Origin of the sequence: Desulfonauticus submarinus (assembly GCF_900104045.1) — a bacterium.
GTDB classification, from domain to species: domain Bacteria; phylum Desulfobacterota; class Desulfovibrionia; order Desulfovibrionales; family Desulfonatronovibrionaceae; genus Desulfonauticus; species Desulfonauticus submarinus.
The window spans coordinates 49,969-75,809 of the sequence record NZ_FNIN01000004.1; the positions used below are offsets into that span (position 1 = coordinate 49,969).

Sequence of the window (25,841 nt, forward strand, 5' to 3'; positions counted from 1 at the left end):
AGATGAGAAATGAACGATTATTTTTTTTTATTGGGTTTGGCATAGTTTTAGGAACATCTGTTTTAGCTGTTTTGGCTCCTTATCTAGCGCCTTATGATCCTACTGCTATTAATGTAAATGCCATATTTCAGCCTCCTTCCTCTTTACATTGGCTTGGAACAGATGCTTTAGGACGAGATGTTTTTTCTCGTTTGCTTTATGGAGCAAGGGTGTCACTTTGGGTCGGGTTTTTAGCAGTAGGAATATCTATATTTATAGGTTTAGGGCTTGGGTTAGTTGCTGGATATTTTGGAGGTTTAGTAGATGAGCTTATTATGCGTTTTGTAGATATTATGCTTTGTTTCCCCTCATTTTTTTTAATTTTGGCAGTGGTCGCGTTTTTGGAGCCGAATTTAACTAATATTATGATCGTGATAGGCCTTACTTCTTGGATGGGAGTGGCTAGGCTGATTCGTGCAGAAACAATGTCTTTGAAAAATAGAGAATTTATTTTAGCCGCTCGTTTAAATGGAGCTTCTGTCCTAAGAATTTTGCTTGTTCATGTTTTGCCAAATGGTATTGCTCCTGTATTGGTCTCAGCCACTTTAGGTGTGGCCTCAGCTATTTTGGTTGAGTCAGGTTTGAGTTTTTTAGGGATAGGGGTGCAGCCTCCTATTCCTAGTTGGGGCAATATGTTGATGGAAGGAAAGGATGTTTTAGAGATTGCTCCGTGGCTTTCTATTTTCCCCGGCTTAATGATTCTTATAACAGTTTTAGGCTATAATTTGCTGGGAGAATCACTAAGAGATATGTTGGATCCTAGGCGACACAGATGAGAATTTTGACAATTAATTGTTCTTTGAATTTAGAATTTTCAAAAGTAGGAGAAGTATTTTCTGTAAATTTACCTGGTGGTATAATTGATTTAGCTAAATATCCTGGAGCATTAGAATTTAAACCAGAATTGATTTTTCACCAAGAAAATTTAGGCCCCAGAACTCTTTTAATAGGTTTGGATAAGTTTCATTGTCCAAAGGTATTTTGGTCTATAGATACGCATTTAAATTTTTTTTGGCATAAATATTATGGGAAAAATTATGATATAGTTTTTTCAGCCCAACCCCACTGGGTCGATAAATTTCAAGAGCATAATATTCATGCAGAGTTTTTACCCTGGTATGTGGAAAAAAATAAGTGGATATCTTGGTCTTTACGAAAACATCAGCTATGCTTTGTTGGTAGAATTTCTCAATATAGACCGATTAGAAAACGCTTGATAAATTTTTTAAAACAAAATTTTTCAGATTTTATTTTTAAACAGGATATAGGCAGAGATGAAATGTTTTGTCTATATCAACAAAGTAAAATAGTAGTTAATGAATGTATAGCTGGGGATTTAAATTTTAGATTTTTTGAGGCCATGGGAAATGGAGCTCTTTTAGTTACTCCAAATTTGCCTTGTATAGATTTATTATTTGAACCAGAAAAAGAATTTGTTTCATATACTCATGGTTTAGAACTAAGAGATAAGTTAAAATTTTATATCAAGAATGATTTAAAGGCCTTATCCATTGCTAGAAATGGATATGAGAAGTCTTTAAAGTGTCATTTAGCAGAGCATAGAGTAAGAAAAATATTATCTTGTGTCCAGGATATTGAAAGTAAAAAACTAGATGAGTTAGAAGTTTATAATAATACAATACTAAGTCTTTATTTTTTGTCTTTAAATGGTATTAATGAAAATTGTGAGAATAAGATAGATAAATTCATATCTACATTGCCTAGAGATAATTTCTATTGGAGTCTTTTGTTAGAAGTATTTATTGACAAGCAACAAAAACTAAAAGAATTATTGGATTTTTTATTATTAAATAAGATAGGAGAAAGAGATTTAGAACTGAATGCTATAGGTAGTGAGGCCGCTTTAAGGTTAGACAACTTACGATTGGCGAAGTTATTTTTATTGCGTTATGTTAAAGGCAAAAATATTGTTGTAGAGAAATTAAATTCAATAGATATCCATTTATTTTGGGCAAAAGAGTTTTTGAAGGAGAAACGTATTTTAAGACAAGGTTTTCTTTTTGATTCCAAAAAACATTTTCCCAGAGCTGCCTTAGAGTTTATTTATTTAGCATTGGAAGAAAATCAGAACAATGAGCAGGTATTACATTTAGCAAGGGTACTTGCGAAAAAAATTGCTGGTCAAGAAAATTTTTTATTAAAAGTGGAAAGTTGGCTTTCTTTACTAGAACCAAATAACTGGCGTTTGAATTTGGATTTGGTCTTAACGAATTTAAAAAATTTTCGTCTAAAAGAAGCTGAAGAAGAATTGTATTTAGCTTATGAAAATGCCAAAAAACAAGGGGAAGAGAGTTTGTTTTGGTTACGTAAAAAGGCGATTTTAGGAGAGTTTGAAAAGGCATTTTTCTTATCTTAGTATGGAAGGAGAAGTGTAAAGAGGTAATTAAATGTTAGAGTATTTGCGGATAAAAAATTTTTCTCTTTTAGCAGATCAGGAAATGGAATTAAGTTCTGGCCTTAATGTTTTTACAGGTGAAACAGGAGCGGGTAAATCTTTATTGTTAAAGGCATTAACTTCTTTATTAGGGGGAAGTGGACAAAAGATTACATTGAGAGATGAAACTAAAAAAGGGATTATTGAAGGTGTGTTTATTGAGTCAGATAATGAGTGGATAATACGAAGAGAGGTTTTGTCTAAACGAAGTCGTTTTTTTATAAATGATATTTTAGCGTCTAGTGCAAAGGTGCGAGAATTAGGAGATAGGTTATTACTTTATGTAAGTCAGCATGGCCATAAGAGGCTCTTAAATCCTAAATTAGCTACTGTATTAGTTGATGCCTTTTTATTAGAAGACTTAAAAGTAAAAAAAGAAGAATTATGTAAAAAAATAGATACGTTATTAAAAGAAAAGTTAAAATTAGAACAAAAAATTTCAGAGTTAAAGGAAAAAAAAGATTTTCTAGCTTTTCAACAAAAAGAAATTGAGAAGGTTAATCCAAAACCAGGAGAAGAAGAAGAATTACTGGGCAAGGTTTCTAAAATAAAAGAAGAACAAAAAAGATACGAGAAAGTAGAGCAACTTTTGGCTTTATTTAATACTCGCCATTTTATGGAGGATTTTAGAGAATTATTAGATGCATTAGGAGAGTTAGCAGAAGACAAAGACTTTTTGAGTTATTATGAACAGGCCCAAGATTTTTTTTATTTGCTTCAAGAATTGGAAGGAAAGTTGGGTAAATATGAATTCCAGCCTACTTATGAATTAGATAGACTGGAGAGCAGGCTCTATGCTTTGGCTAATTTAAAGAGAAAGTTCAACAAATCGCTAGAGGAGATTATAAGGTTAAAAGAAGAAATAGAAGAAAATTTATCTTTTTTGGATGCTAGTAAATTAGAACTTTCTAAAATTTTAAAAAAAGAAATTAAATTAAAAAAAGAATTAGAATTAGTTTTACAAGATTTGAATAAACTTCGGGAAGATAAAAGTCGAGAATTGGCAATAAAATTAAAAGAAGAACTTAAAAGTTTAGGCTTTTCTCAGGGCTTAGAGATATATTTCCAACCCTATGATTTTTTATTGTATGATGAATTAAAAGAAAGAAGATTCAAGTTGTTGTGGCAACCCAATCCAGGAGTAAATCTTGAGCCTTTAAATAAAATAGCTTCAGGGGGGGAATTATCTAGATTTTTATTAGCATTGATGACATTGCAAGGAGCAGACAGAGATACGATTATTTTTGATGAGATTGATACTGGGATAGGAGGGCTTACTTTATTAAAGGTAGGGGAAAAGATAAAACAGTTGGCAGAGAAACAGCAGATTCTTTTAATTACTCATTGGCCTCAACTAGCTGTTTTAGCAGATAAGCATTTTAGAGTGGAGAAAAAGAGTAAAGCAAAAGAAACAATTATTGTGTGTAAAGAACTTAAATCAAAAGCAGAAAGACAACAAGAATTAAGTAGAATGGCTGGAGGAGGAACGCAGGGAGATGTCTTAGCCCAAAGTCTTTTAAGTAGCGTATAGAGGTTTTAGAGTTTGTTTAGGAGGGAGAATTGGCACTATGAATGAAACCACATTAATTTTTAGTGGGAAAGAAGTTTAGGAAAAGGAAGGAGTAAATGGAATTTAAGACAGTGCAGGTAAAAAAAATAGTGAAGTTAGAAGGAGCACCTTTAATACATTTGTTTTTAGAGGGATTAGATATAAATCACCGTGCTGGGCAATTTGTAATGCTTAGACCAAGGGGTTGGGAGTTTGATCCACTTTGGCCCCGCCCTTTTTCTATTTGCAATCAAGATAAAGACGGATTGCATATTTTTTTGCAGGTTGTTGGTCGAGGGACGAGACGCCTTGCTCTGTTAAATAAAGGAGATAAGATAGATTGTTGGGGCCCTATAGGAAATGGTTTCCCTATAGATAGAAGAGAAAAGGTTTTAATTTTATGTGGCGGTATGGGCATAGCTCCTTTTGTATCCTTTTGTACTCAACATCAAAATCCCCAGAATATTCGTTTGATTTTTGGTCATAGGTTGGATTTAAGAGTTTATCCTTGGAATTTAATTCCTTCTTTGGTGGATAAATTTGCTTTTAGACAAGAGAATGAAAAGGATTTAAAAAAGTTTGAGAAACAAATAAAACAAGAGATATATAATTTCAAAGACATAGGGAAAATTTTAGTTTGTGGACCTCGTCCTTTTCTTAAAATAGTTCATAAGTATGCTTTTGAATTTAAGTGTGCAGATAGGGTTTATTTGTCTTTAGAGAATAGAATGGCCTGTGGGGTCGGAGCATGTCTTGGTTGTGTAGCCAAAACAGTCAATGGCTATGTTCAGACCTGTATAAAAGGACCTGTTTTTAAGGCGACCGAATTGGAGGAGATTTAATGTCAGTAGTGAATACAGAAGTTGAGTTAGGACCATTAAAATTAAAAAATCCTATTTTAACGGCCTCTGGTACTTTTGGTTATGGCCTAGAATTTTCTCAATTTGGCGATTTAGCTTCTTTAGGAGGAGTTATAGTAAAAGGCTTGTCTTTGAAACCCAGGCAAGGCAATCCCATGCCTAGAATCGTAGAAACTCCTTGTGGAATGTTAAATGCTATAGGCTTGCAAAATATAGGGATAGATGCTTTTTTAAAAGATAAGTTACCATTTCTTCCTTTTAAAGATACTGCTGTGATTGTAAATTTATATGCACATTCGGTTCAAGAATTTGGAGAGTTAGCAGAGATTTTGAGTCAGGAGACTAGAGTTGCAGCACTAGAAGTAAATATATCTTGTCCAAACGTAAAGCAAGGAGGTGTACAATTTGGACAAGAACCAAAGATGGCTTTTAAAGTAGTGGAAGAAGTGAGAAAAAAAGCAGGCCCAAAGCCTGTAATTGTGAAGTTAAGTCCTAATGTTACAGATATTAAAGAGATTGCTAGAGCTGTAATAGATGCAGGTAGCGATATTGTATCTCTTATTAATACCTTAAGTGGCATGGCAGTAGATATTTATACTAAAAAACCAAAATTAAAAAATATTTTTGGTGGTCTTTCTGGACCTGCTATAAAGCCTGTGGCTTTAAAGATGGTGTACGAAGTGGCTTCTAAATTTGATATTCCTGTTATAGGAGTAGGTGGTATATCTAAAGTAGAAGATGTTTTAGAATTTCTTTTAGTTGGAGCATTAGCTGTCCAGATAGGTAGTGCTAATTTTATGCGTCCTGGTCTTAGTTTTGAATTGGTTGAAGAGTTGCCTCATCTTATGAATAAGTTAGGAATAGTTAGCTTAAAAGAATGGGTTGGCAGCTTAGAGGTTTAATTTAGTAGATATTTTTTAGCATGAAATGTATTTTTAACAGTGAATAGGTACTGGTAGTGGAATTTACTTTTGCTCAATCCTCTTTATCCTTACAAGTTTAAAAAATGGAATCTTAAACAAAATTAGATTAAGTGCCTTAAGAGGTTAAACTTTAAAACTTGAGCTATTTAGATTTTAAGGCTATCTTGAATAAAAATTTTTAGAGGAGATAGAGAGATGCCCCAACCGTTAAAAGATGCAATTAGTGTATGTAAAGCCATTATCCGTAATGGTTATGAAGCGTATATAATAAATAGTCCTCTACAAAAAAAAGCCCTAATAGATTCTAATCAAGAAAAGGAAATAGATATATGTACAGATATTTCGTGGGAGTCTTTGGAGAAAATTTTCCCAAATGTAAGTCCTCCTTTGGCAAAGTATAGTTTTGCTCATTTAAAAGAAGGAGAAACAATATTTCATTTTTACAATGCAGATACTTTAGATGCCTCTTACCCAGAGGCTGCACTAGCTAGACTTACTCCTAGGCTTTTAAAAAAGTTAGAAGCAAGGGGGGAATTGTCTTTAAATTTAGCCTGTCCTTATATCCCTCGTTCTAAAGATGCGTTTGATGGATTTGAGACTTTGGATAGTGGTCAGATTGCTTTTAAGGGAATTGCTGATGAAACTTTAAAACGAGATTATCTTTTGGCTGTTAGAGCACTTAGGTTTTCGGCAAACTATCAAATGCCCATAGAAACGAATACGTGGCTAGCCATTGTAAGAGCTGCTAGAAGAGTAGTGGATTATGTTTCTGTAGTAGATATTATGGATGAATGGAGAAAAGTAGAAGCTGAAAATATGTGGCAATTTGTTCAATTGTTATTCGACTCCATGATACTTCACGGTTTAATACCTGAATTGGCTGCCTTAAGTAGGGTAAAGCATATAAAGAACCCAGAAGAAGGAGAAGAAACTGTTTTTGAACATACTATTGAGGTAATGAAGCGCTATCCAGAAGAGCTTCCTTATGATTGGTATGGGACTTTGGCTTGCCTTTTCCATGATGTAGGTAAACTTTACACTGCAGAGGAAGTAGATGGGCAACTGACTTTTTATCAACATCATCAAATAGGAGCTAAAGTTACGCGAAAAATTTTAAGACGATTAGGTTTTCCGAGTGAAGATATTGATTTAATTTGCCATTTGGTAAAGCATCATATGCGTTTTCATTTTATGCTGACAGATAAGGGAATCAGAAGGTTTAAAGGATTAGATGAGTATCCAAGACTTATAGAGATGGTTAGAGCAGATTTGAAGGCTAGGAATGGTAGTTATAGAGAGTTTAACCATAATTTAAAGATGTTAGAAAGAGCTGAGATTAGTGAGGAATTGTTGGAACCGCTATTAAACGGTCACCAGATTATGGAATATACTGGTATTAAGCCAGGTCCACTAGTTGGGGTGATTAGAGACGAGCTTTTGCAAGCTCAAATTCGTGGAGATGTAAATAATTTGGAAGAAGCTGTAGAATTTGTGCGTAGTTATGCGACTAAGGAGAAACTTTCTTAAAATTTGGTTATTATCTTAGCATCATAACCTTTTATCTTGTAAAATAGTAATTTCGTAGCGATCTTGATTTTCAAGTCTAATAAAAGTTTTTAAGGTCTTGGGGATAAATGCGTAATATTTTAGAAGTAGAAAAAGAAGATCTTTTAGCTTGGTTTTTAACTCAAGGAGAGCAAAAATTTCGTGTTGAACAAGTTTGGCAGTGGTTATGGGGAAAAGGAGTTGAGAACTTTTATGAAATGACAAATATTTCTAAATTGTTGCGTGAACGATTAAATGAAACATTTTCTATTTCTTGGCCTAAGTTAAATAAAGTCTCTGTAAGTAGGGATGGAACTCATAAATTCCTTATTAAACTTGAAGATAATGAACTAATAGAAACGGTTTTGATTCCAGAAAAGGATCATTATACGCTGTGTATTTCTTCTCAAGTTGGTTGCCCTTTGGGATGTACCTTTTGTCATACTGGCCAAATGGGTTTTAAAAGAAATCTTAAGGCTTACGAAATTGTAGCCCAAGTAATATTGGCGAAGAAATTTATTCAAGAACATGGATTAGCCCGTTTGTTGCGTAATATTGTTTATATGGGAATGGGAGAACCATTATTAAACTGGCAAGAAGTAAAAAAAAGTTTAGTAATTTTAAATCATGAAAAGTATTTAAATTTTTCTAAACGTAGAATTACTTTGTCTACTATTGGGGTTTTAGATACACTGAGGTTGTTTGGAGATAGTAAATTAGGGAGATTAGCTGTTTCTTTACATGCTTCTTTTTCAACTTTACGAACTAAAATAATGCCAGCTACTTCTAAATGGCCATTAGAAGAACTTTTATTAGCTTTAGAACAATATCCTTTGGAACCAAGAGAGAGGATCACTATAGAATATATTTTATTAAATGGAGTTAATGATTCTAAAGAAGACGCATTAGAGCTTGTTCGCATTTTAAAAGGAATTAGGTGTAAGATCAATTTAATAAAATATAATCCGTGGCCTGGCAGTGCCTATAAGTCTCCTTCAGAAGAGCGTATTCTCGCCTTTGAAAAGGTGTTATGGGATCATAATTTAACTGCTATTTTGCGTAAAAGTAAAGGAGAGGATATTTTAGCTGCTTGTGGCCAATTGAGGGCAAGTGTAAATTGAACTAACTTTATTGAGTAAATTTAAGGGGAGGTAGAATTGGAGAATTGGTATCCTGATTTTGATAAGGGAAAGGGTTTGTTACCAGCGATAGCTCAAGATTATAAAACTAAAGAGGTTTTGATGTTAGCCTATGTGAATAAAGAAGCATGGGAGAAAACCTTAGAGACAGGAGAGGCTCATTACTATAGTAGAAGCAGACAAAAGTTATGGCATAAAGGAGAAAGCTCTGGACATGTGCAAAAAATAAAAGAAATTCGTTTAGATTGTGATTCAGATACTATTTTATATATAGTGGAACAAATAGGGGGAGCTGCCTGTCACAAAGGCTATAAAAGTTGTTTTTATCGTCGTATTTCCAAGAAAGGAACTATAGATATCTGTTCGCCCAAGGTATTTGATCCAAAGGAGGTATATAAATAATGGGAACAAAAGTATTAAAACTAGGTATTCCTAAGGGTTCTCTACAAGAATCTACTTTTCGATTATTTGCAAAAGCTGGTTGGAAAATTACTGAACATCATAGAAATTATTTTCCTGATATTAATGACTTAGAGATACAGTGCTCTATGTGTAGAGCTCAGGAGATGTCTCGTTATGTAGAAGAGGGGATTTTAGATGCAGGTTTGACAGGTAAGGACTGGATATTGGAAAATGAGTCTGATGTAGTTATTGTTTCTGATTTAATTTATTCTAAAGTTAGTGCTAGGCCTGCTAGGTGGGTGCTAGCTGTAGCAGGGGATTCTCCTTATAAAAGACCAGAGGATTTGGCTGGAAAGAAAATTGCTACAGAACTTAAAAATTTTACAGAGAAATATTTTCAAAAAGCAGGCATACCTGTGGAAGTTGAATTTTCTTGGGGGGCCACAGAGGCCAAAGTAGTAGAAGGATTGTGCGATGCGATTGTGGAAGTAACAGAGACAGGAACTACTATTAAAGCTCATGGTTTAAAAATAATTGCAGAGATTTTGCAGACAAATACTCAGTTTATTGCTAATAAAAAGGCATGGGAAGATTCTTGGAAAAGACATAAGATTGAAACAATAAATACTCTTTTACAAGGGGCTCTTAGAGCAGAAAAATTAGTTGGTATGAAGATGAATGTCCCAAAAGAAAAAATGGATGAAGTGATGAATGTGCTCCCTGCAATGACTTCTCCTACAGTAGCTCCTCTTTACAATAGTGATTGGTTTTCTGTAGAGATTGTGGTAGAAAAAAGTACTGTGCGAGAGCTAATACCTTTGCTTTTGCAAAAAGGAGCAGAAGCGATTATAGAATATCCTTTAAACAAGGTGATTTAAAATGAAAAGGTTATTTTTTATTGGTATATTATTTTTTATTTTAACAAGTTGTGCCACAAAACAGGCCAGGATAGATGATATCTATGAACAAAAAATCCCAGAGCCAATATTAGTGCGTATAGAATTAGCAGAGCGATACATAATGGATTTGCGTCCTAGGGAAGCATTAAGACAGCTATTAACCGTTCAAAATAGTGCTTATAAGTATGCTCGCTTTCATTTTGATTTAGGTATGGCCTATTTGGCTTTAGATGAAAGACAAAAAGCAATAGATTCTTTTTCTAAGGCGGTTAAGCTCAGTCCAGCTTATGGAGAGGCGTGGAATAACTTAGGCCTTGTTTATTTTGCTTCTGGAAACAATCAGAAGGCGGAAAAGTGTTTTAAAAAAGCATTGTCTATTCTTACTTATAAAACTCCAGAATTGCCTGCTTTAAATTTGGCACGTCTTTACTTAAAAAAAGGTGATAGAGTGCAGGCTAAAAGATATGCGAAAATTAGTGTTCAGAAAAACTGGCGCTACACTTCTGCATACATTTTTTTAGCAAAACTCTTAGAAGAGGAAAATGATTTAGAAGGAGCTAAAAAAATACTTAAAGAAGGGGTAGAGGCAAACCCTGATAACTCCAAGTTAATTTTAGAATATGCAAAAACTTTACTTAAGCTTGGCCAAAATCAAGATGCCAGAAAATGGTTAGAGGAACTTATTACTCATCATGCCAAAAGCGATGAGGCCAAAATGGCCCAAGATTACTTGGAGTTCCTCCCATAGAAAAATAGGCCCTTATATTTTAGGAATAAATCCTTGGATATATGATTTTGCAGCCTATAACTTATGGTCAAGGCCAGTCGGTTTATTAGTTTGTTTAGATATGCTAAGGGAGGCAGGTGCAAATGTAGCCCTCCTGGATTGCATGGATAAAACATGGCAAGACCATCCATGGCCTAAACCTCATTTGTTTGGAAAAGGACATTATCCTAAAAGCTCCCTACCAAAACCTTTTGTTTATCTAAATATTCCTCGTAAATTCTCTCGTTATGGTCTTTCTTATGAAGCAGTAAAAGGAGCTTTGCAAAAAATTTCTCCTCATCCTGATTTGATTTTGATTACTTCTATTATGACCTATTGGTATCCAGGAGTAGTGGCCACTTTAAATTTAGTGAGGGATATTTTTCCTAAAGCTAAGGTAGTGTTAGGAGGTATTTATGCTACTTTGTGCTTTGAACATGCTCAACAGTGGGGATTTGATTTAATTTTAAAGGGTCCCCTTGAAACCCCAGATAATTGGTCTAAATTATGGGAACTGTTAGGAATAAGTGCACCTTCTCTACCTAACGGTGCGGGTCTAAAGATGGCCCTAGATTTATATAGAGGAAAGGAGTTTTCTATCTTATTAGGGTCTAGAGGCTGTCCTTTTAACTGTGAATATTGTGCAAGTAGGTTGTTGTATAATAATTTTCAACAAAAGGAATATTCTTGCTTTATTCAGGAATTTGAAAATGAATTTTTAAAAGGGGTACGCAATTTTGCTTTTTATGATGATGCGTTATTAGTAAATCCTCAAAAATGGCTTATCCCGTTTTTAAAATACGTCATTAAAAATAAATTAAAAATTCGTTTACATACACCTAACGCAATGCATGTACGTTATTTAAATAGAGATATTTGCAAACTCTTTTATCAAGCTGGACTTACTACTATTCGTTTAGGTTTAGAAACAGCTAATTTTAATTCTAGATTAGATAAAAAGCTTACTAAAGAACAGTGGGAGAGAGGATTAAGTAATTTATTTAATGCAGGATTTAAACCCGAACAAATAGGAGCCTATATTTTGTTTGGGCTACCTGAGCAGACCGAAGCAGAAATAAAAGCTGCAATTTCTTTTGTAAAAACTTGGGGGATTCAGCCTGATTTAGCCTATTTTACTCCTATTCCTCATACGTCTATTTTTGAGCAAGCTAAAAAGGTTAGCCCATATCCTTTAAGTGAAGAACCATTATTCCAAAATAATTCTATTTGGCCTTGTGTCCCAGGAGGTTTTTCTTGGGAAAAGGCGTCTTTTTGGAAAAGCTTGCTTAGGTTATAAACGACAATTTTGTCGAGTCATTCGACTTTTCTGTCGACAATATTTTTATTCATTTTTTAAAAAGACTTTAAATTCAATAAATTATATTTAAGGAATCTTTGGCATATTTTGTGATAACCAAAGAATAAAGTCTAATCGATTTTAGACTATTTTTTAAAAAAAGGAGGTGTAGTCATGAAAAAATCAATGATAGTTAGTGCAGTTGTAAGTATTATCTTAGTAGTAGGTTTAATGTTTGTCTCTTCAGGAAATGTTTTTGCACGAGGAGGAGGACATGGAGGTGGCAGCCGTGGTGGAGGAGGCATGGCCGGAGGAGGTTATGGAAATACATATTCCAATAATTATGGGCCTTGTTATTCCTCTCCTCAGCATTCTAATAATATGTACCATCATCGGTTTCGTCAAAGATATGGAGATCAAAGCCAACAACAAGGAGTTCAGCAAAGATATCGTTATAGAACTCAGCAGCAATCAACGAATCAGTTAAGAAACATGCCTTCAGAGGGCACTTTGTCAGAAACAAACCAATAAAAGATTAAAGATATAGAGGTGAGTTTTAGCTCACCTCTAAGTAAAATTTAGATTAGGGAGGTAATAATGAAAAAAAGATTTATTTTGGGTTTAATGGGAGTATTTTTAACGCTAGGGCTTGCATTAGGAGAGATAACAGGATATGCTAAAGAAAACAGTACAGTTTTTTCTTGTCCTAGGTGGTCATGGAGAGGCGGGCAAGAGGTTAAGATGATAGAAATACAAGGGAAGATAAAACAGTTTTCTCCACCAGTTGCGATCCTAAAAACTAAGAGCGGAGATGTGTATATGCGACTTGGCCCATGGTGGTTTTGGCGGCAACAAGGATACAATCTTAAACTAGGAGAGAATGTCTCTGTTAAGGGTTATGAATATGGAGACTACTTTATTCCTGTAAAATTAAATACAGCTACTAGAGAGATTGTATTGCGAGATCAACAAGGTTTTCCTATATGGCGTAGTTGTTGGGGTAGATATGGACATGGATGTGGAAATCATAGACCTTAAAGTTTAATATTGAAATATAGGGGTTGAAAAAATGAGAGTTAGGCGATTAATTTCCTTATTATCATTGCTTTCCTTTGGACTCTTACTTGTTACTAGTATTGTCCTTTATATTGTTCCTCATGGTAGAGTTGCCTACTGGGTAGATTGGACTCTTTGGGGATTATCGAAAACACAGTGGCAAAATTTGCATATTAATCTTGGTTTTTTGTTTTTATTATCTGTCTTTTTCCATCTTTATTATAATTGGAATTCTATAACACATTATTTTAAAAATAAGTTAAATAGGCTTATAATTTTTACTAAAGAATTTAACGTTGCCCTTTTGATAATTTTACTAGTAAGTGGTGGGACTTATTTTATGGTCCCGCCATTTTCTACAATTATAGATTTTAGCGAGGTTATTAAAGAAAAAGCATCTTTAAAGTATGGAAATCCTCCTTATGGTCATGCAGAGCTTTCTAGTCTTAAGGTTTTGTGTCAACGCTTAGGTTTGGATTTGAAGCAAGTTTTAAATAACCTAAAAAAGAGAAATATTAAATTCAGTGGACCTCAAGATACAATTTTAGAAATTGCTAGAATAAATAACTTAACCCCAAAGCAGGTGTATGAAATTGCGATAGACTATGATAAAAAGAAAGCAGGTTTATCTGCTTTTATCCCTTTAGGTATAGGCAAGCTTACTCTAAAAGAATTTTGTCAGCAGTTTGGACTTAATCTTCAAGATGTTGTTTTAGTGTTAGAAAAAAATGGATATGTAGTTAAAGCAAATACTACCTTAAAAGAAATTGCTGCAAGCAGAAATCAAACCCCGTCTGATTTGTATAAGCTATTACAGCAAAATTTTAACTAAAAAAACTGTTAATCAATTAGTTTTATTTTTTCTGTATAATTTTTTTAAAATCACTTCTCCAACTGAGGGTTATTATGTTATAAATTTTTCACTTTTTAAAAATTTCTTAAATTTTTGTAATAATCCCTGGGATAACTAAAAAATAGTCAATAAGAAAGTTCCTACCTAATTGTAAACCAAATTTAGTCTTTAAATATAATAATTTTGTTTTTGTAATAAAATATATTGACATGTTTAATTTATGACCATATTCCTATATGGAAATGTAGCTATGGAGTTTAAGATGAAGTTATTTTTAAAAGTAATGAAGGCGTTGGCAGAAGAAAATAGGGTTAAAATTCTTAAGATGCTTGAGAAGGGTGAAAGGTGTGTTTGTGAGATTCAGGCAGTTTTGGGTCTTGCTCAACCAACAATTTCTAAACATCTTAAGATATTAGAGGATGCTGGATTGGTGAAAAGCCGTAAACAAGGAATGTGGGTTTTGTATCGGTTATCAATTAGAGGAGAAGGGAATGAGTATAGTGATATGATGTTATCTATTTTAAAAAGGTGGTTAAATGAGGATAAAGAGGTAGATAATCTGTTAATAAAGCTTGAAAACATTATTAGAGATTGCCAAAGGAGATAAGTATGAAGCCATTACAACCGCTTAAATCTATTAACGAGCAAAGCTCTACAGCAGGATTAAAAGAAAAAAGAAGAAAAGCATCTTTAGGAAAGTATCTTAGTTTTATTATCATGAGTCTTGTGATATGGATTGCTGTTTATCTTAATCTTCTAAAATTTTCTAAATATGTTGTTTTTGATATATTAAAACTTCCACCTAATACCCATTTAGCAAGTGCTATCCAATTTTTTGTTTATGATGCTCCAAAAGTTCTTTTGTTGATGAGCTTGGTTGTATTTTTTGTGGGCATTATTCGTTCTTTTTTTAGTCCAGAAAAGGCAAGAGCAATGTTGGCAGGTAAGAGAGAATTTATGGGAAATATCTTGGCTGCTCTTTTAGGAATAGTAACCCCTTTTTGTACTTGCTCTGCAATTCCTTTGTTTATTGGATTTGTTACTGCGGGTATACCTTTAGGAGTTACTTTTTCTTTTCTTATTTCTGCTCCAATGGTGAATGAAATAGCAGTAGTGCTTTTATATGGATTAGTGGGATGGAAGGTTGCCTTAATTTATATGAGTACAGGAATTTTAATTGCAATCTTTGCGGGATGGATTTTAGGACGTTTGGGTTTGGAAGAGTATATTGAGGAGTGGGTTAGGCAGATTAGGACAAGTCCTCAAGATATGATAGAAGAGAAAAAGTCTTGGGCAGATAGAATTGAATATGGGATAAAAACAGTAAAAGAAATTGTAGGCAAGGTCTGGTTATATATACTTTTAGGAATAGCTGTGGGAGCAATAATTCATGGCTATGTGCCCCAAAGTTTATTGGCCTCTTTAATGGGTAAAGGAGCATGGTGGTCTGTGCCTTTATCTGTATTAATTGGTATTCCTATGTATTCAAACGCGGCAGGGATTGTACCTGTTGTAGAGGCTCTTTTAGGGAAAGGTGCTAGTTTAGGTACAGCCCTAGCCTTTATGATGAGCGTTATAGCACTTTCTTTACCAGAAATGCTTATTCTGCGTAAGGTGTTAAAGCCAAAGCTCATTTTTATTTTTATTGGTGTCGTTGGAGCAGGTATTTTATTTGTTGGATATTTATTTAATTACTTAGTTTAAAAATATGAAATTAGCTAAACAAAAAGGCAAAAAATGTTTTTGTTGGTGGGTTGGTAGTTAGTTAGCCTCCTTTATTTAAAAGAGATTTTTTTTATTTTTTAATTTAAGAGGAGGTTAATTTATTATGCATATGGGTTATATACAGATCATTGCTTTATTAATTACGGGGATAGGAGTAGGCTTTGCTTCAGGTCTATTAGGAGTCGGTGGATGTTTTATTATGGTGCCTGTTCAATTTTGGGCTCTTACTTCTATAGGAGTTGACTCCACCATTGCTATTAGAATTGCTTTTGGAACAAATTTGGCAGTAGTGCTAGTAACAGCTATTAGTGGAGCTATAGGACATCATAAAAAGGGCGTGGTTTTATGGAAGGCCGCAATTATTTTAGGGATATCTGCATTAATAGGTGCGTTTGTTGGTGGTTATATTGCTTCTCATCTTCCAGGGAATATTTTAAAAATTGGTTTTGGCTTGGCTATTTTAGCTGGAGCTATTAGAATGCTTACTGCTAAACCAATTAAAGTAGAACAAAAGCCAGTAGATAATGTTTTAGCATATATTTTGTGGGGATTTCCGTTGGGTATTGTCTCTGGAATTATTGGGATTGGTGGAGGAGTACTAATGATTCCTGTAATGGTTTTAGCTCTCCGCTTTGATATGCATCAGGCAGTTGGTTCTTCTACAGCACTTATGATTTTTGCCTCTATTGGGGGGATATTGTCATATATTTTGAATGGTCTTTCTGTAAGTGGATTGCCCTCTTATTCTTTAGGCTACGTGAATTTGTTGCAATGGGTGCTTTTAGCAGGTACAAGTGTCCCAATGGCACGTGTTGGAGTAATGGTAGCCCATAAGTTGTCTCCTCAGAAGTTAAAATACTTGTTCATTATTGTGATGATTTATATGGGATTAAAGATGATAGGTGTATTTCAGTGGCTTAATTTGCCTATATAAAATTAACTATCTGGTTAGGGCAAAAATTTTGCCCTAACCAAAATAGAAGATATAATTATCTAAATATCTAATTTTAACTATGAAAAATATTGTCCCTAAAAAATTTTTTAGTAAAAAAAAGATTTTATTTATTAGTAGTGGGATATTTATTTTTCTTTTTTTGTTTACTTTATTACACTTATTTTTAATTTCTAAACAATTAAAGCGACATATTTATCTTGATGCTAGAGAAGCATTATCTTTTGTTGAGCTTAGATTTTTAAGTTATCAAGAAACTATCTCTATTTTAAAGAACGTTCCTCCTTACTTAAAGAATCCTGCGTGGCTTATTGATGAATTTCAGTCTCATCCTATTTTATATGGTGTTTTAATTTGGTCTAAAAACAAAATTATTTTAAGTTCTTTTCCCCACGGTCAAATCCCTTCTGTAGAGATTATTAAAAACTCTCAAAAAGGCTTAGAACAAGATAATTTATTTTATCTTAGTTCTTATTTTAGTAAATCCAAGGATATAGGGGTATTAGTTGCTATTTATACAGACTTTAAAAGAGAATTGTGGAAAGAATCTTTGTTTCATAGCCTGTTAATGTTTTTTAGTGGAGCCGTGATTTTATTTGTATTAGGTGTGTATATCTTTTTTAGCTTTAAAAGAGAAGAAACATTGATAAAACATATTGCTGAGACAGAAAAATTGGCAACAGTGGGAAAATTTTCTTCTCTTTTAGCCCATGAAGTTAAAAATCCTCTTAATACATTAAGTATGGGACTCCAATATCTACAAGAAGATTTAACTGATAAAAAAGATTTTTTACAAACACTTTTATCTCAAGTTGATAGACTAAATATATTAGTGGAAGAATTATTAGCTGTTACCAAAGGGCTTAAAATTATTAAAAAAGAAATTTTTTGGAAAGAATTATCAGAACAGATATATAACTTACTTTTACCCCTTGTAAAGGCAAAGGAACTAGAACTTTATTTAGATGAGAAGAATATTGTATTTCAGGCGGATAAACATTGGTTAGAAAGAGCTTTATTGAATTTGTTAAGGAATGCATTGGAGGCAGTAGAACCTAGAAAAGGCAAAGTAGAGTTAAACATTGAAGAAAATAATAATAGGATATATTTTATTATAAAAGACAATGGGCCTGGAATGGAAAAGGAAATCAAGAAGTCTGTAAAAAAATTGTTCTATACTACTAAAAAACATGGATTTGGTTTGGGATTGTACTTAGCCCACCAAGTAGCAATAGCTCATGGCGGAGGAATAGATATTTGGAGTAAACCTAAACAGGGGACAAAAATAAGGTTGTGGATAGATGCAAGTTAAGGTTCTTTTAATAGAAGATGAATTAAGCCAGAGAGAAATTTTACAAGGTTATTTAAAAGAAAAGAATTTTACTGTGTTAGAAGCAGCATCTGGTAGAGAAGGTTTGGATTTAGCCTTAGAAGTTAGACCAGATTTAATTTTGTTAGATTATAAATTGCCTGATATGGATGGTCTGGAGGTATTGATTCAGTTGAAGAAGAGTTTACCCCTTACTCCAGTTATTATTATTACAGCTTTTGGTTCGGTGGAAATGGCTGTTTCTGCCTTAAAACAGGGAGCCTATCACTATTTAACAAAACCCATAAAGCTACAAGAACTGTTATTTTTGATGCAAAGAGCGCTAAAGGAAAAAAGATTAGAAGAACAAGTAGCTCAACTTAAATCTAAGTTAGGAGAGATAGATTCTTGTATTTTTGATGATATAATTGCTGAAAGTGTTCAAATGAAGTCTCTATTTGCTTTAGTAAAAAAAGTTGCAGCTACAGACGCCACGGTCTTAATTTTAGGAGAATCTGGGACAGGTAAAGAAGTTGTTGCAAATCTTGTGTATAAGCTTTCTGAGCGAAAACAAAACTCATTTGTAAAAATAAACTGTGCTGCTATTCCATTAGGTTTATTAGAAAGTGAACTTTTTGGGCATGAGCGAGGTGCATTTACTGGAGCTACAAAAACTAAACAAGGCTTATTTGAGACAGCGAATCGAGGTACAATTTTTTTAGATGAGATAGGTGATATGCCTTTGGAACTTCAGGCAAAATTACTTAGGGTTTTACAGGATGGAACATTTACTAGAGTTGGAGGAACAAAAGAAATTAAAGTGGATGTTAGAGTGATTGCTGCCACTAATAAAGATTTGGAGAGATTAGTCAAGGAAGGTAAATTTAGAGAGGATTTGTTTTGGCGGCTAAATGTTTTTACGCTAAGAATTTCTCCTTTACGGGAAAGAAAAGAGGATATTTTGCCCTTGGCTCAGCATTTCTGTCAAAAATTTGCTAAAAAATATCAAAAAAAGATAAAAGGGATTTCAAAAAAAGCATCAGAGATGCTGTTTGTGTATCCTTTTTGGGGCAATGTACGAGAATTAGAAAATATTATAGAACGGGCTGTTATTGTAACAGAAAATGAACTTTTGAGTCCTGAAGATTTCCCTGAATACGTGTCTAAATCTTTTTCTCAAACCAATGAACTTTTTACCTTACCTTTGCCTAAAGCTATTGAAAAGTTGGAGTATTTACGCATTAAAGAGGCTTTGGAAGAAAGCAAGGGTGTAAAAACTAAAGCAGCTAAATTGCTAGGTATTTCTGAAAGAACTTTACGCTATAAGCTCGAAAAGTTTAACCAAAGTATTTTTTAAATTACTTATTTGCTCCACAACATTTTTTATACTTTTTGCCACTTCCACATGGACAGGGTTCGTTTCTTCCTATTTTGCGAGATTTTCGTTTAATGGGCTGTTTTTTACTTTCTGTTTTTTCTGCTCCAGCAAAGTTTAGGTTTTGTTCTTCTTTATGCTGAAACTCCTCTTCATTGACCTGGCGTTCTATTTTAAGATGACAAAGAGCTTTTAAGGTATTTTCTTTAATATAAAAAAGCATATCTTGAAAAAGTTCATAGCCTTCTATTTTATATTCTTGTTTAGGATCTTTTTGTCCATAACCTCTAAGACCAATACCTTCTTTTAAATGATCCATATTGAGAAGGTGTTCTTTCCAATTACGGTCTAAGCTTTCTAATAAAAAGTATCTTAAAATTTCTTGATAATACTCTCCTGCTTGTTCTTTTAACTCTTGGAGAATTTTTAGGATATTTTCTTTTGCTTCTTCTCTAGAGGGAAGTTCTTTTAGCTTTAATACCCTATCTAAGTTAAAGATTTCCTTAAGCTTGGCAATAATTAATTTTGTGGTTTCTGGATCTAAATCTTTTTTCTCATCTAAGGGAGCATACACCTCATCTAAAATATCATCTATAAAGTCATAAATAATCGGTTCTAAGTCTTTAGCAAACATTAACTCGCGGCGTTGAGAGTAGATAACCATTCTTTGTTGATTCATTACATCATCGTATTCTAAAAGAGTTTTTCTAATTTCAAAATTATGAGCTTCTACCCGTTTTTGAGCGTTTTCAATGGCTCGGGTGACCAGTTTGTTTTCTATTGGTTCATCTTCTTGCATTCCTAACTTGGTCATTAAAGAGGAAATTCGTTCAGAGCCAAAAAGGCGCATTAGGTCATCTTCTAGCGATAAAAAGAAGCGTGAAGAACCTGGATCTCCTTGACGGCCACTTCGTCCTCTAAGCTGGTTATCTATTCTTCTACTTTCATGTCTTTCTGTTCCAATAATATGAAGGCCGCCTAGTTCTTTTACTCCTGGCCCCAAGACTATATCTGTCCCGCGTCCAGCCATATTAGTAGCAATAGTAACCCTACCTTTCTCTCCTGCCTTGGCAATGATTTCAGCTTCTTTTTCATGATGTTTTGCGTTTAAGACTTCGTGCGGAATGTGTTCTTTTTTGAGCATTTTGGATAGGAGTTCAGATTTTTCAATGGAAGTAGTGCCCACTAATACTGGTCTGCCTACTTTATACATTTCTTTTATTTCTCTAACAATAGCTCGATATTTTTCTCCTTGGGTTTTGTAAATAACATCTGGGTAATCTTTACGAATCATTGGCTTGTGAGTAGGAATAACAACTACATCTAAATCATATATTTGTTTAAACTCAACTGCTTCTGTGTCAGCAGTTCCAGTCATTCCTGCTAACTTTTTATATAAACGGAAATAGTTTTGAAAGGTAATGCTAGCTAAGGTTTGGTTTTCTGCTTCTACTTTTACGCCTTCTTTGGCTTCTAAGGCTTGGTGTAATCCGTCACTATAACGTCTTCCAGGCATAAGTCTGCCTGTGAATTCATCTACAATAATTACTTGTCCATCTTTTACTATATAATCTACATCTCTTTTAAAAAGATAGTGAGCTTTTAGTGCCTGTAAGACGTGATGTTGTAAGGTAATATGTTTGGGATCAAAGAGATTATCTACCTTTAATATTTGTTCAAGATGCTTTATTCCTTCTTCTGTTAAAGTTACTGTTTTCAATTTTTCATCTATTTCAAAGTCTTTATCTCTTTTCAGTCTTGGGATAATTCTATTTATCTTAGTATAAAGATAAGTTGATTCTTCTGATGGGCCAGAAATAATGAGCGGAGTTCTGGCTTCATCAATTAAAATAGAATCAACTTCATCTACAATAGCATAATTTAACTCTCTTTGCACTAGCTGTTCTGGATAAAATTTCATATTATCTCTTAGATAATCAAAACCGAACTCATTATTTGTTCCATAGGTAATATCTGCATTATAGGCTTTTTTGCGTTCTTCATCATCAAGGCCGTGCACTATTACACCAACTGAAAGTCCTAAAAAATTATATAATTTCCCCATCCATTCAGCATCACGCTTGGCCAAGTAGTCGTTAACTGTAATAACATGAACTCCTTTGCCAGAGAGAGCATTTAATACTACGGCCAAGGTGGCAACTAAGGTTTTACCTTCACCTGTTTTCATTTCAGCAATTTTTCCTTGATGTAAAACAATACCTCCAATTAGTTGCACATCAAAATGGCGCATGTTTAGAGTTCTTTTCCCTGCTTCTCTAACCAGGGCAAACACTTCTGGAAGCATTTTGTCTAAGCTTTTTCCCTTTTCTGCCTCGACTCTAAGTTCATTAATCCGAGAACGCATTGCATCATCAGAGAGTTTTTGAATTTGAGGCTCTAAAGAGTTGATTTTTTCCACTAGAGGTTGAATGGATTTTAGATAACGCTCATTTTTGGTACCAAATACTTTTTTTACTATAAAATTAAACATATTTATTTTTCCTTTAAAGAAATTTTTTCTATCCAGTGAAATACTTGTAAATTTTTAGGTAAAGTTGCTTTAAGCTCAATAAGACATCCTAGGCAATTAGTAAAGACAACAGATGATTCTGGAATTTTTGACCAAAACTGGTTGTTAATCTCTTTGCTCCACTTGGAATGTAAAACTTTGAAGGTCCCGCCAAATCCACAACACTTAGAGATTATCTTCAACGTTGCCCAAATTTTATGAAGAGGTATGTCCATACTATGACAAGATTGATGGATAAGTATGTTTTGATTAGTTAATGTTTGGATAGAAAAGTATTTTAGCAAATTTTCAGCTAATAAAATAGAGTTTTGAGGAAAACTATTCTTTAATCCTTTAAAACAAGTAGCACAAAAAGTAATGATGATAGGCTTTCCTAGTTCTTCCCAAAGGTTGAGATTATGAGTCGCAAAATTTTGGGACTGTTCTTCTAATCCTGCAAGTTGAAATGGCTTCCCACAACATTTCCAATTAGGAGTAGGAATTATATTTATCTTAAGGGCAGCTAAAAGCTGCTTTAATTTTTCCTCTAAATTGGGAAAAATTTTAGCGAGACAACCAGGAAAAATGACTGCTTTTTTAAACGGTATTTTTTTAGAAGAGGGGGTTAATAAAAAGTACGCGTTTTTGTCTTGTGAAGAAAATTTATATTTACCTAGAGCCAATAAATTAGAGGAGTTTATAAATTGTAAAAGTTTTTGAGTAGCAAATATTTTCCAGTCAGAAGAGCAAGCTTTGAAATCTGCCAAATATTCTGCAAAATTTAATCCTTGGGTGCAAACTAAAGCGCACTTTTCACACCCTAAACATAGGGTAGAGAAATGTTTTATCTCAGATAAAGAGAGCTTAGGAGAATTAGAAAGTATCGTCCATTTTCCTCTAGGAGAAAAATCTTCTCGTAGAGTGGAGGTAAACAGAGGACACACTTCAAGACAACGGCCACACTTGATGCACAAATTGGCTAGATTCATTTTCCTAGACAAGTAAACTTATTTTGCATAATATTTAAAATTTAATTTATTCAAGAGGTAAAAGTAATGTCTATGAAGCAGATAACAACTATTCCTGAGATAAGGCAAGTAATTAATTCCTTGAAAAAACAAGACAAGAAGATTTCTCTTGTCCCGACTATGGGATATTTTCATCAAGGTCATTTAGAGCTTATGCGTTATGCTAAGAAATATTCAGATATAGTGGTTGTTTCTATATTTGTGAATCCAACGCAATTTGGCCCTAATGAAGATTTTAATTCTTATCCTAGGGATTTAAAAAGAGATCTAGATTTAGCTAAACAAGTTGGAGTTGATATAGTTTTTACGCCTAATATAGAAGATATTTATTTGCCTAATCACTTGACTTATGTAGAAGTGGAGAAACTACCCAAAGTTCTTTGTGGGAAAAGTAGACCTACGCATTTTAGAGGAGTTGCTACTATTGTTTTAAAGCTGTTTAATATTTGTCAGCCAGATATTGCTGTTTTTGGACAAAAAGATTGGCAACAGTTAGTAATTATTAAACAGATGGTAAAAGATTTAAATATTCCTGTTAAAGTTATTGGGCATCCTATTGTAAGAGAACCAGATGGTTTAGCAATGAGTTCTAGAAATGTTTATTTGACAAAAGAAGAGAGAGAGCAGGCTCCTGCTATTTATGAAGGGTTATGTTTGGTTAAAAAGTTGTGTGCTCGAGGTATGCGAGAAAGCTTGGCTTTAAAAAATAAACTGATAGATTATTATTTTAGAAATATTCCCTTGGGTTCTATAGATTATTTGGAGATAGTTCATCCATTTACCTTAGAACCTTTGGATGAGATTAAAGATAAGGCATTAGTGGCAGTGGCAATGTATTTGGGTAAAGCTAGACTTATTGACAATATTTTAATTGAGGTGGAAAAAAATGCTTAGGCAGTTTCTTTTAGCTAAAATACATAGAGCTACTATTACAGATGCTAACTTAAATTACGAAGGAAGCATTGCTATTTGCCCTGATTTGCTAAAAGCAAGCGGAATTTTGCCTTTTGAAAAAGTAGAAGTATATAATCTCACTAATGGGGAACGTTTTGCCACATATGTAATTAAAGGGCAAAAAGGGGAAATATGCTTAAATGGTGCTGCCGCTCATAAGGGAAAGCCAGGAGATAAAGTAATAATAGCCTGTTATGGATATCTTTGTGCAGAAGAGATTGCAACATTAAAGCCACGAATAGTGTTGGTAAATGAACGTAATGAACTTAAAATGTCATAAATTATAGCAACATTTTTGCATAAAAACTAGAGAGATAAATCTTAGATTAATAAAAAAAGGAGTGTATATTTGGGACTGAAAAAAATTTTGCAAGAAGTAAAAGATGTTTTAAAGACTAATTTAATAGCAGGCCTTTTATTTTTAACTCCTTTAGCAGCAACTTTTTATTTTTTAAAGTTTGTTATTTCGTGGTTGGATAAGATTACTAATATTATTCCGCCTGCTTATAGACCAGATAGTTTTTTGCCATTTCCTATTCCTGGATTAGGTATTATTATTTTATTTATTATTTTATTTATGACAGGTATTTTAGTAAGAAATTATTTAGGGAAGAAATTAGTTGGCTTGTGGGAATATATTATTTCAAAAATTCCTTTTATTAATAAATTTTATACAGCTGTTAAACAATTAGTAGAAACTATTATAAGTGGGGGCAATAAAGATTTTAAAAGGGTGGTATTAGTAGAATTTCCAAGATCTGGAGTTTATTCTTTGGGTTATGTTACAGGAGTAGCTGTAGGAGAAATTCAAGACAAGACCCAAAAAAAAGTTTTAAATATTTATGTGCCAACTACGCCTAATCCTACTTCAGGATATTATTTAATTATGCCAGAAGAAGATGTCATTCCTTTGGATATGAGTGTGGAAGACTCTTTTAAACTTTTAATTTCAGGGGGGATAATAAACCCTGAGGATGTTTGTAAAAAAGGAGGACAAAAATGATTTTAACTCATGACCATTATTTTTTTGCTTCAGAATCTGTAACCGAAGGGCATCCAGACAAAGTAGCAGATCAAATTTCTGATGCTATTTTAGATGCTATTATTGCAGAAGACCCAAACGCTAGAGTAGCGTGCGAAACATTAGTGACTACAGGTTTGGCTTTTATTGCTGGAGAGATTTCTACCAATGCCTATGCTGATTTCCCAGAAATTGTTCGAAACACTGTAAAAGAGATAGGTTATACAGATGCGAATATGGGATTTGACTATGCTACTTGTTCAGTTATTTCTTCTATTGATAAGCAGTCTCCTGATATTGCCATGGGAGTGAACAGAAAAAATCCAGAAGAACAAGGAGCTGGAGATCAGGGAATGATGTTTGGTTTTGCTGTTAACGAGACTCCTACTCTTATGCCAGCGCCTATATATTTTGCTCATAAGCTTTCAAGACGTTTAGCTTATGTGCGTAAAAATGGAATTTTAGATTTTCTTCGTCCAGATGGGAAAACAGAAGTTACTGTGGAATATATAGGGGGAAAGCCTGCAAGAATAGACAATGTTGTGGTAGCTGCTCAACATAATGAAAATATTACTTATGATGATCTTGCAGAAGCCATTAAAGAGGAAGTTATTTTTAAAACTTTACCTGAAGAGATGGTAGATAAAGATAAGATAAAAATTTTTATAAATACTACTGGTAGATTTGTGATAGGTGGGCCACAAGGTGATTGTGGACTTACTGGTAGGAAAATTATTCAAGATACTTATGGTGGTATGGGAAATCATGGTGGAGGTGCATTTTCTGGAAAAGATCCTTCTAAAGTAGATAGGTCTGCAGCATATATGGCTAGATATATTGCTAAAAATATTGTAGCTGCAGGTCTTGCTCCTAAATGCGAAGTGCAAATTGCTTATGCTATTGGAGTAGCAGAGCCTGTATCTGTTTTTGTAACTTCTTGGGGTACAGGAGAGGTGCCTGATGATGTTTTACAAAAAGCTGTTTTAGAAGTTTTTGATTTAAGACCTTATTCCATTATTAAACGTTTAAATTTACTTCGTCCTATTTATAAAAAGACTGCTTGTTATGGTCATTTTGGTAGAGAAGATGTAGACTTTACTTGGGAAAAAACAGATGCAGTAGATGATCTTAAAACTGCGTGTAAAATATAACACTAAAAAGCCCCACTAAGTGGGGCTTTTTGTT

Annotated in this window: 25 protein-coding genes; 23 read left to right on the forward strand and 2 right to left on the reverse strand. The window is 33.6% G+C overall.

Annotated elements, in window-relative coordinates:
* The first annotated feature begins 2 nt into the window (after positions 1-2).
* The 19 genes from BLP60_RS05600 (at position 3) to BLP60_RS05690 (ending at position 19,126) form a co-directional block, all read left to right on the forward strand.
* Positions 3-815, forward strand: coding sequence for an ABC transporter permease (locus BLP60_RS05600; protein WP_092064723.1), 813 nt, complete (start codon positions 3-5; stop codon positions 813-815).
* Complete coding sequence (locus BLP60_RS05605; RefSeq protein ID WP_092064726.1) at positions 812-2,416, forward strand: glycosyltransferase family protein; 1,605 nt, start codon at positions 812-814, stop codon at positions 2,414-2,416. The genes BLP60_RS05600 and BLP60_RS05605 overlap by 4 nt, the downstream gene beginning before the upstream one ends.
* A 31-nt stretch (positions 2,417-2,447) precedes the next feature.
* On the forward strand, positions 2,448-4,025 hold the full coding sequence (locus BLP60_RS05610; protein WP_092064729.1) for an AAA family ATPase: 1,578 nt from the start codon (positions 2,448-2,450) through the stop codon (positions 4,023-4,025).
* 95 nt (positions 4,026-4,120) lie between these two features.
* Positions 4,121-4,885, forward strand: a complete 765-nt coding sequence (locus tag BLP60_RS05615) for an iron-sulfur cluster-binding protein (protein WP_092064732.1) — start codon at positions 4,121-4,123, stop codon at positions 4,883-4,885.
* Complete coding sequence (locus BLP60_RS05620; protein WP_092064735.1) at positions 4,885-5,805, forward strand: dihydroorotate dehydrogenase; 921 nt, start codon at positions 4,885-4,887, stop codon at positions 5,803-5,805. Before BLP60_RS05615 ends, BLP60_RS05620 begins: the two co-directional genes overlap by 1 nt.
* Before the next feature lie 216 nt (positions 5,806-6,021).
* Positions 6,022-7,353, forward strand: a complete 1,332-nt coding sequence (locus tag BLP60_RS05625) for an HD domain-containing protein (RefSeq protein WP_092064738.1) — start codon at positions 6,022-6,024, stop codon at positions 7,351-7,353.
* A 107-nt stretch (positions 7,354-7,460) separates the two neighbouring features.
* Complete coding sequence (gene rlmN / locus BLP60_RS05630; RefSeq protein WP_092064742.1) at positions 7,461-8,492, forward strand: dual-specificity RNA methyltransferase RlmN; 1,032 nt, start codon at positions 7,461-7,463, stop codon at positions 8,490-8,492.
* A 36-nt stretch (positions 8,493-8,528) separates the two neighbouring features.
* Positions 8,529-8,912: a phosphoribosyl-AMP cyclohydrolase gene (gene hisI, locus BLP60_RS05635; protein WP_092064745.1), complete on the forward strand. Its 384-nt coding sequence runs from the start codon at positions 8,529-8,531 to the stop codon at positions 8,910-8,912.
* Positions 8,912-9,790: an ATP phosphoribosyltransferase gene (hisG, locus tag BLP60_RS05640; protein ID WP_434963931.1), complete on the forward strand. Its 879-nt coding sequence runs from the start codon at positions 8,912-8,914 to the stop codon at positions 9,788-9,790. Before hisI ends, hisG begins: the two co-directional genes overlap by 1 nt.
* 1 nt (position 9,791) lies before the next feature.
* A complete protein-coding gene (locus tag BLP60_RS05645; RefSeq protein ID WP_092064751.1) occupies positions 9,792-10,559 on the forward strand; it encodes a tetratricopeptide repeat protein in 768 nt (255 codons plus the stop codon).
* Positions 10,504-11,874, forward strand: coding sequence for a B12-binding domain-containing radical SAM protein (locus BLP60_RS05650; RefSeq protein ID WP_234970961.1), 1,371 nt, complete (start codon positions 10,504-10,506; stop codon positions 11,872-11,874). The genes BLP60_RS05645 and BLP60_RS05650 overlap by 56 nt, the downstream gene beginning before the upstream one ends.
* 174 nt (positions 11,875-12,048) lie before the next feature.
* Complete coding sequence (locus BLP60_RS05655) at positions 12,049-12,405, forward strand: hypothetical protein (RefSeq protein ID WP_092064757.1); 357 nt, start codon at positions 12,049-12,051, stop codon at positions 12,403-12,405.
* Between the two features lie 66 nt (positions 12,406-12,471).
* On the forward strand, positions 12,472-12,912 hold the full coding sequence (locus BLP60_RS05660; protein WP_092064760.1) for a hypothetical protein: 441 nt from the start codon (positions 12,472-12,474) through the stop codon (positions 12,910-12,912).
* 31 nt (positions 12,913-12,943) lie between these two features.
* Positions 12,944-13,762: a DUF4405 domain-containing protein gene (locus BLP60_RS05665; RefSeq protein ID WP_092064763.1), complete on the forward strand. Its 819-nt coding sequence runs from the start codon at positions 12,944-12,946 to the stop codon at positions 13,760-13,762.
* 283 nt (positions 13,763-14,045) lie between these two features.
* Positions 14,046-14,390 (forward strand): ArsR/SmtB family transcription factor, encoded by a 345-nt coding sequence (locus BLP60_RS05670; RefSeq protein ID WP_092064766.1) that lies wholly within the window; start codon positions 14,046-14,048, stop codon positions 14,388-14,390.
* A gap of 2 nt (positions 14,391-14,392) precedes the next feature.
* Positions 14,393-15,487: a permease gene (locus BLP60_RS05675; protein ID WP_092064769.1), complete on the forward strand. Its 1,095-nt coding sequence runs from the start codon at positions 14,393-14,395 to the stop codon at positions 15,485-15,487.
* Between the two features lie 124 nt (positions 15,488-15,611).
* Complete coding sequence (locus BLP60_RS05680) at positions 15,612-16,442, forward strand: sulfite exporter TauE/SafE family protein (RefSeq protein WP_092064772.1); 831 nt, start codon at positions 15,612-15,614, stop codon at positions 16,440-16,442.
* Between the two features lie 79 nt (positions 16,443-16,521).
* Entirely contained in the window at positions 16,522-17,772 is a 1,251-nt protein-coding gene (locus tag BLP60_RS05685) for a sensor histidine kinase (protein ID WP_092064775.1), read from the forward strand.
* Positions 17,762-19,126 (forward strand): sigma-54-dependent transcriptional regulator, encoded by a 1,365-nt coding sequence (locus BLP60_RS05690; protein ID WP_092064778.1) that lies wholly within the window; start codon positions 17,762-17,764, stop codon positions 19,124-19,126. Before BLP60_RS05685 ends, BLP60_RS05690 begins: the two co-directional genes overlap by 11 nt.
* Position 19,127: 1 nt before the next feature.
* Here the strand turns inward: BLP60_RS05690 and secA are convergent, their stop codons facing one another.
* Together secA and BLP60_RS05700 are read right to left on the reverse strand one after the other, a co-directional pair.
* Positions 19,128-21,635, reverse strand: a complete 2,508-nt coding sequence (gene secA, locus BLP60_RS05695) for a preprotein translocase subunit SecA (RefSeq protein ID WP_092064781.1) — start codon at positions 21,633-21,635, stop codon at positions 19,128-19,130.
* A gap of 2 nt (positions 21,636-21,637) precedes the next feature.
* Positions 21,638-22,642 carry a (Fe-S)-binding protein gene (locus BLP60_RS05700; protein ID WP_092064784.1) on the reverse strand — a complete coding sequence of 335 codons (1,005 nt, stop codon included), beginning with the start codon at positions 22,640-22,642 and terminating at the stop codon, positions 21,638-21,640.
* Positions 22,643-22,714: 72 nt separating this feature from the next.
* Between BLP60_RS05700 and panC the strand changes: the two genes are divergently transcribed.
* The 4 genes from panC (at position 22,715) to metK (ending at position 25,807) form a co-directional block, all read left to right on the forward strand.
* Positions 22,715-23,575, forward strand: a complete 861-nt coding sequence (panC, locus tag BLP60_RS05705; protein ID WP_092064920.1) for a pantoate--beta-alanine ligase — start codon at positions 22,715-22,717, stop codon at positions 23,573-23,575.
* Entirely contained in the window at positions 23,568-23,915 is a 348-nt protein-coding gene (gene panD / locus BLP60_RS05710) for an aspartate 1-decarboxylase (protein WP_092064787.1), read from the forward strand. Before panC ends, panD begins: the two co-directional genes overlap by 8 nt.
* Positions 23,916-23,984: 69 nt before the next feature.
* Positions 23,985-24,638, forward strand: coding sequence for a DUF502 domain-containing protein (locus BLP60_RS05715; RefSeq protein ID WP_092064789.1), 654 nt, complete (start codon positions 23,985-23,987; stop codon positions 24,636-24,638).
* A complete protein-coding gene (gene metK / locus BLP60_RS05720) occupies positions 24,635-25,807 on the forward strand; it encodes a methionine adenosyltransferase (protein ID WP_092064792.1) in 1,173 nt (390 codons plus the stop codon). The genes BLP60_RS05715 and metK overlap by 4 nt, the downstream gene beginning before the upstream one ends.
* The last annotated feature ends 34 nt before the right edge of the window (positions 25,808-25,841 follow it).

Bases quoted from the DNA above. Each gene is read 5' to 3' on its own strand.
- BLP60_RS05600 (WP_092064723.1), top strand. From the start codon at position 3: ATGAGAAATGAACGATTATTTTTTTTTATTGGGTTTGGCATAGTTTTA.
- BLP60_RS05605 (WP_092064726.1), top strand. From the start codon at position 812: ATGAGAATTTTGACAATTAATTGTTCTTTGAATTTAGAATTTTCAAAA.
- BLP60_RS05610 (WP_092064729.1), top strand. From the start codon at position 2,448: ATGTTAGAGTATTTGCGGATAAAAAATTTTTCTCTTTTAGCAGATCAG.
- BLP60_RS05615 (WP_092064732.1), top strand. From the start codon at position 4,121: ATGGAATTTAAGACAGTGCAGGTAAAAAAAATAGTGAAGTTAGAAGGA.
- BLP60_RS05620 (WP_092064735.1), top strand. From the start codon at position 4,885: ATGTCAGTAGTGAATACAGAAGTTGAGTTAGGACCATTAAAATTAAAA.
- BLP60_RS05625 (WP_092064738.1), top strand. From the start codon at position 6,022: ATGCCCCAACCGTTAAAAGATGCAATTAGTGTATGTAAAGCCATTATC.
- rlmN (WP_092064742.1), top strand. From the start codon at position 7,461: ATGCGTAATATTTTAGAAGTAGAAAAAGAAGATCTTTTAGCTTGGTTT.
- hisG (WP_434963931.1), top strand. From the start codon at position 8,912: ATGGGAACAAAAGTATTAAAACTAGGTATTCCTAAGGGTTCTCTACAA.
- BLP60_RS05645 (WP_092064751.1), top strand. From the start codon at position 9,792: ATGAAAAGGTTATTTTTTATTGGTATATTATTTTTTATTTTAACAAGT.
- BLP60_RS05650 (WP_234970961.1), top strand. From the start codon at position 10,504: ATGCCAAAAGCGATGAGGCCAAAATGGCCCAAGATTACTTGGAGTTCC.
- BLP60_RS05655 (WP_092064757.1), top strand. From the start codon at position 12,049: ATGAAAAAATCAATGATAGTTAGTGCAGTTGTAAGTATTATCTTAGTA.
- BLP60_RS05660 (WP_092064760.1), top strand. From the start codon at position 12,472: ATGAAAAAAAGATTTATTTTGGGTTTAATGGGAGTATTTTTAACGCTA.
- BLP60_RS05665 (WP_092064763.1), top strand. From the start codon at position 12,944: ATGAGAGTTAGGCGATTAATTTCCTTATTATCATTGCTTTCCTTTGGA.
- BLP60_RS05670 (WP_092064766.1), top strand. From the start codon at position 14,046: ATGAAGTTATTTTTAAAAGTAATGAAGGCGTTGGCAGAAGAAAATAGG.
- BLP60_RS05675 (WP_092064769.1), top strand. From the start codon at position 14,393: ATGAAGCCATTACAACCGCTTAAATCTATTAACGAGCAAAGCTCTACA.
- BLP60_RS05680 (WP_092064772.1), top strand. From the start codon at position 15,612: ATGCATATGGGTTATATACAGATCATTGCTTTATTAATTACGGGGATA.
- BLP60_RS05685 (WP_092064775.1), top strand. From the start codon at position 16,522: ATGAAAAATATTGTCCCTAAAAAATTTTTTAGTAAAAAAAAGATTTTA.
- BLP60_RS05690 (WP_092064778.1), top strand. From the start codon at position 17,762: ATGCAAGTTAAGGTTCTTTTAATAGAAGATGAATTAAGCCAGAGAGAA.
- secA (WP_092064781.1), bottom strand. From the start codon at position 21,635: ATGTTTAATTTTATAGTAAAAAAAGTATTTGGTACCAAAAATGAGCGT.
- BLP60_RS05700 (WP_092064784.1), bottom strand. From the start codon at position 22,642: ATGAATCTAGCCAATTTGTGCATCAAGTGTGGCCGTTGTCTTGAAGTG.
- panC (WP_092064920.1), top strand. From the start codon at position 22,715: ATGAAGCAGATAACAACTATTCCTGAGATAAGGCAAGTAATTAATTCC.
- panD (WP_092064787.1), top strand. From the start codon at position 23,568: ATGCTTAGGCAGTTTCTTTTAGCTAAAATACATAGAGCTACTATTACA.
- metK (WP_092064792.1), top strand. From the start codon at position 24,635: ATGATTTTAACTCATGACCATTATTTTTTTGCTTCAGAATCTGTAACC.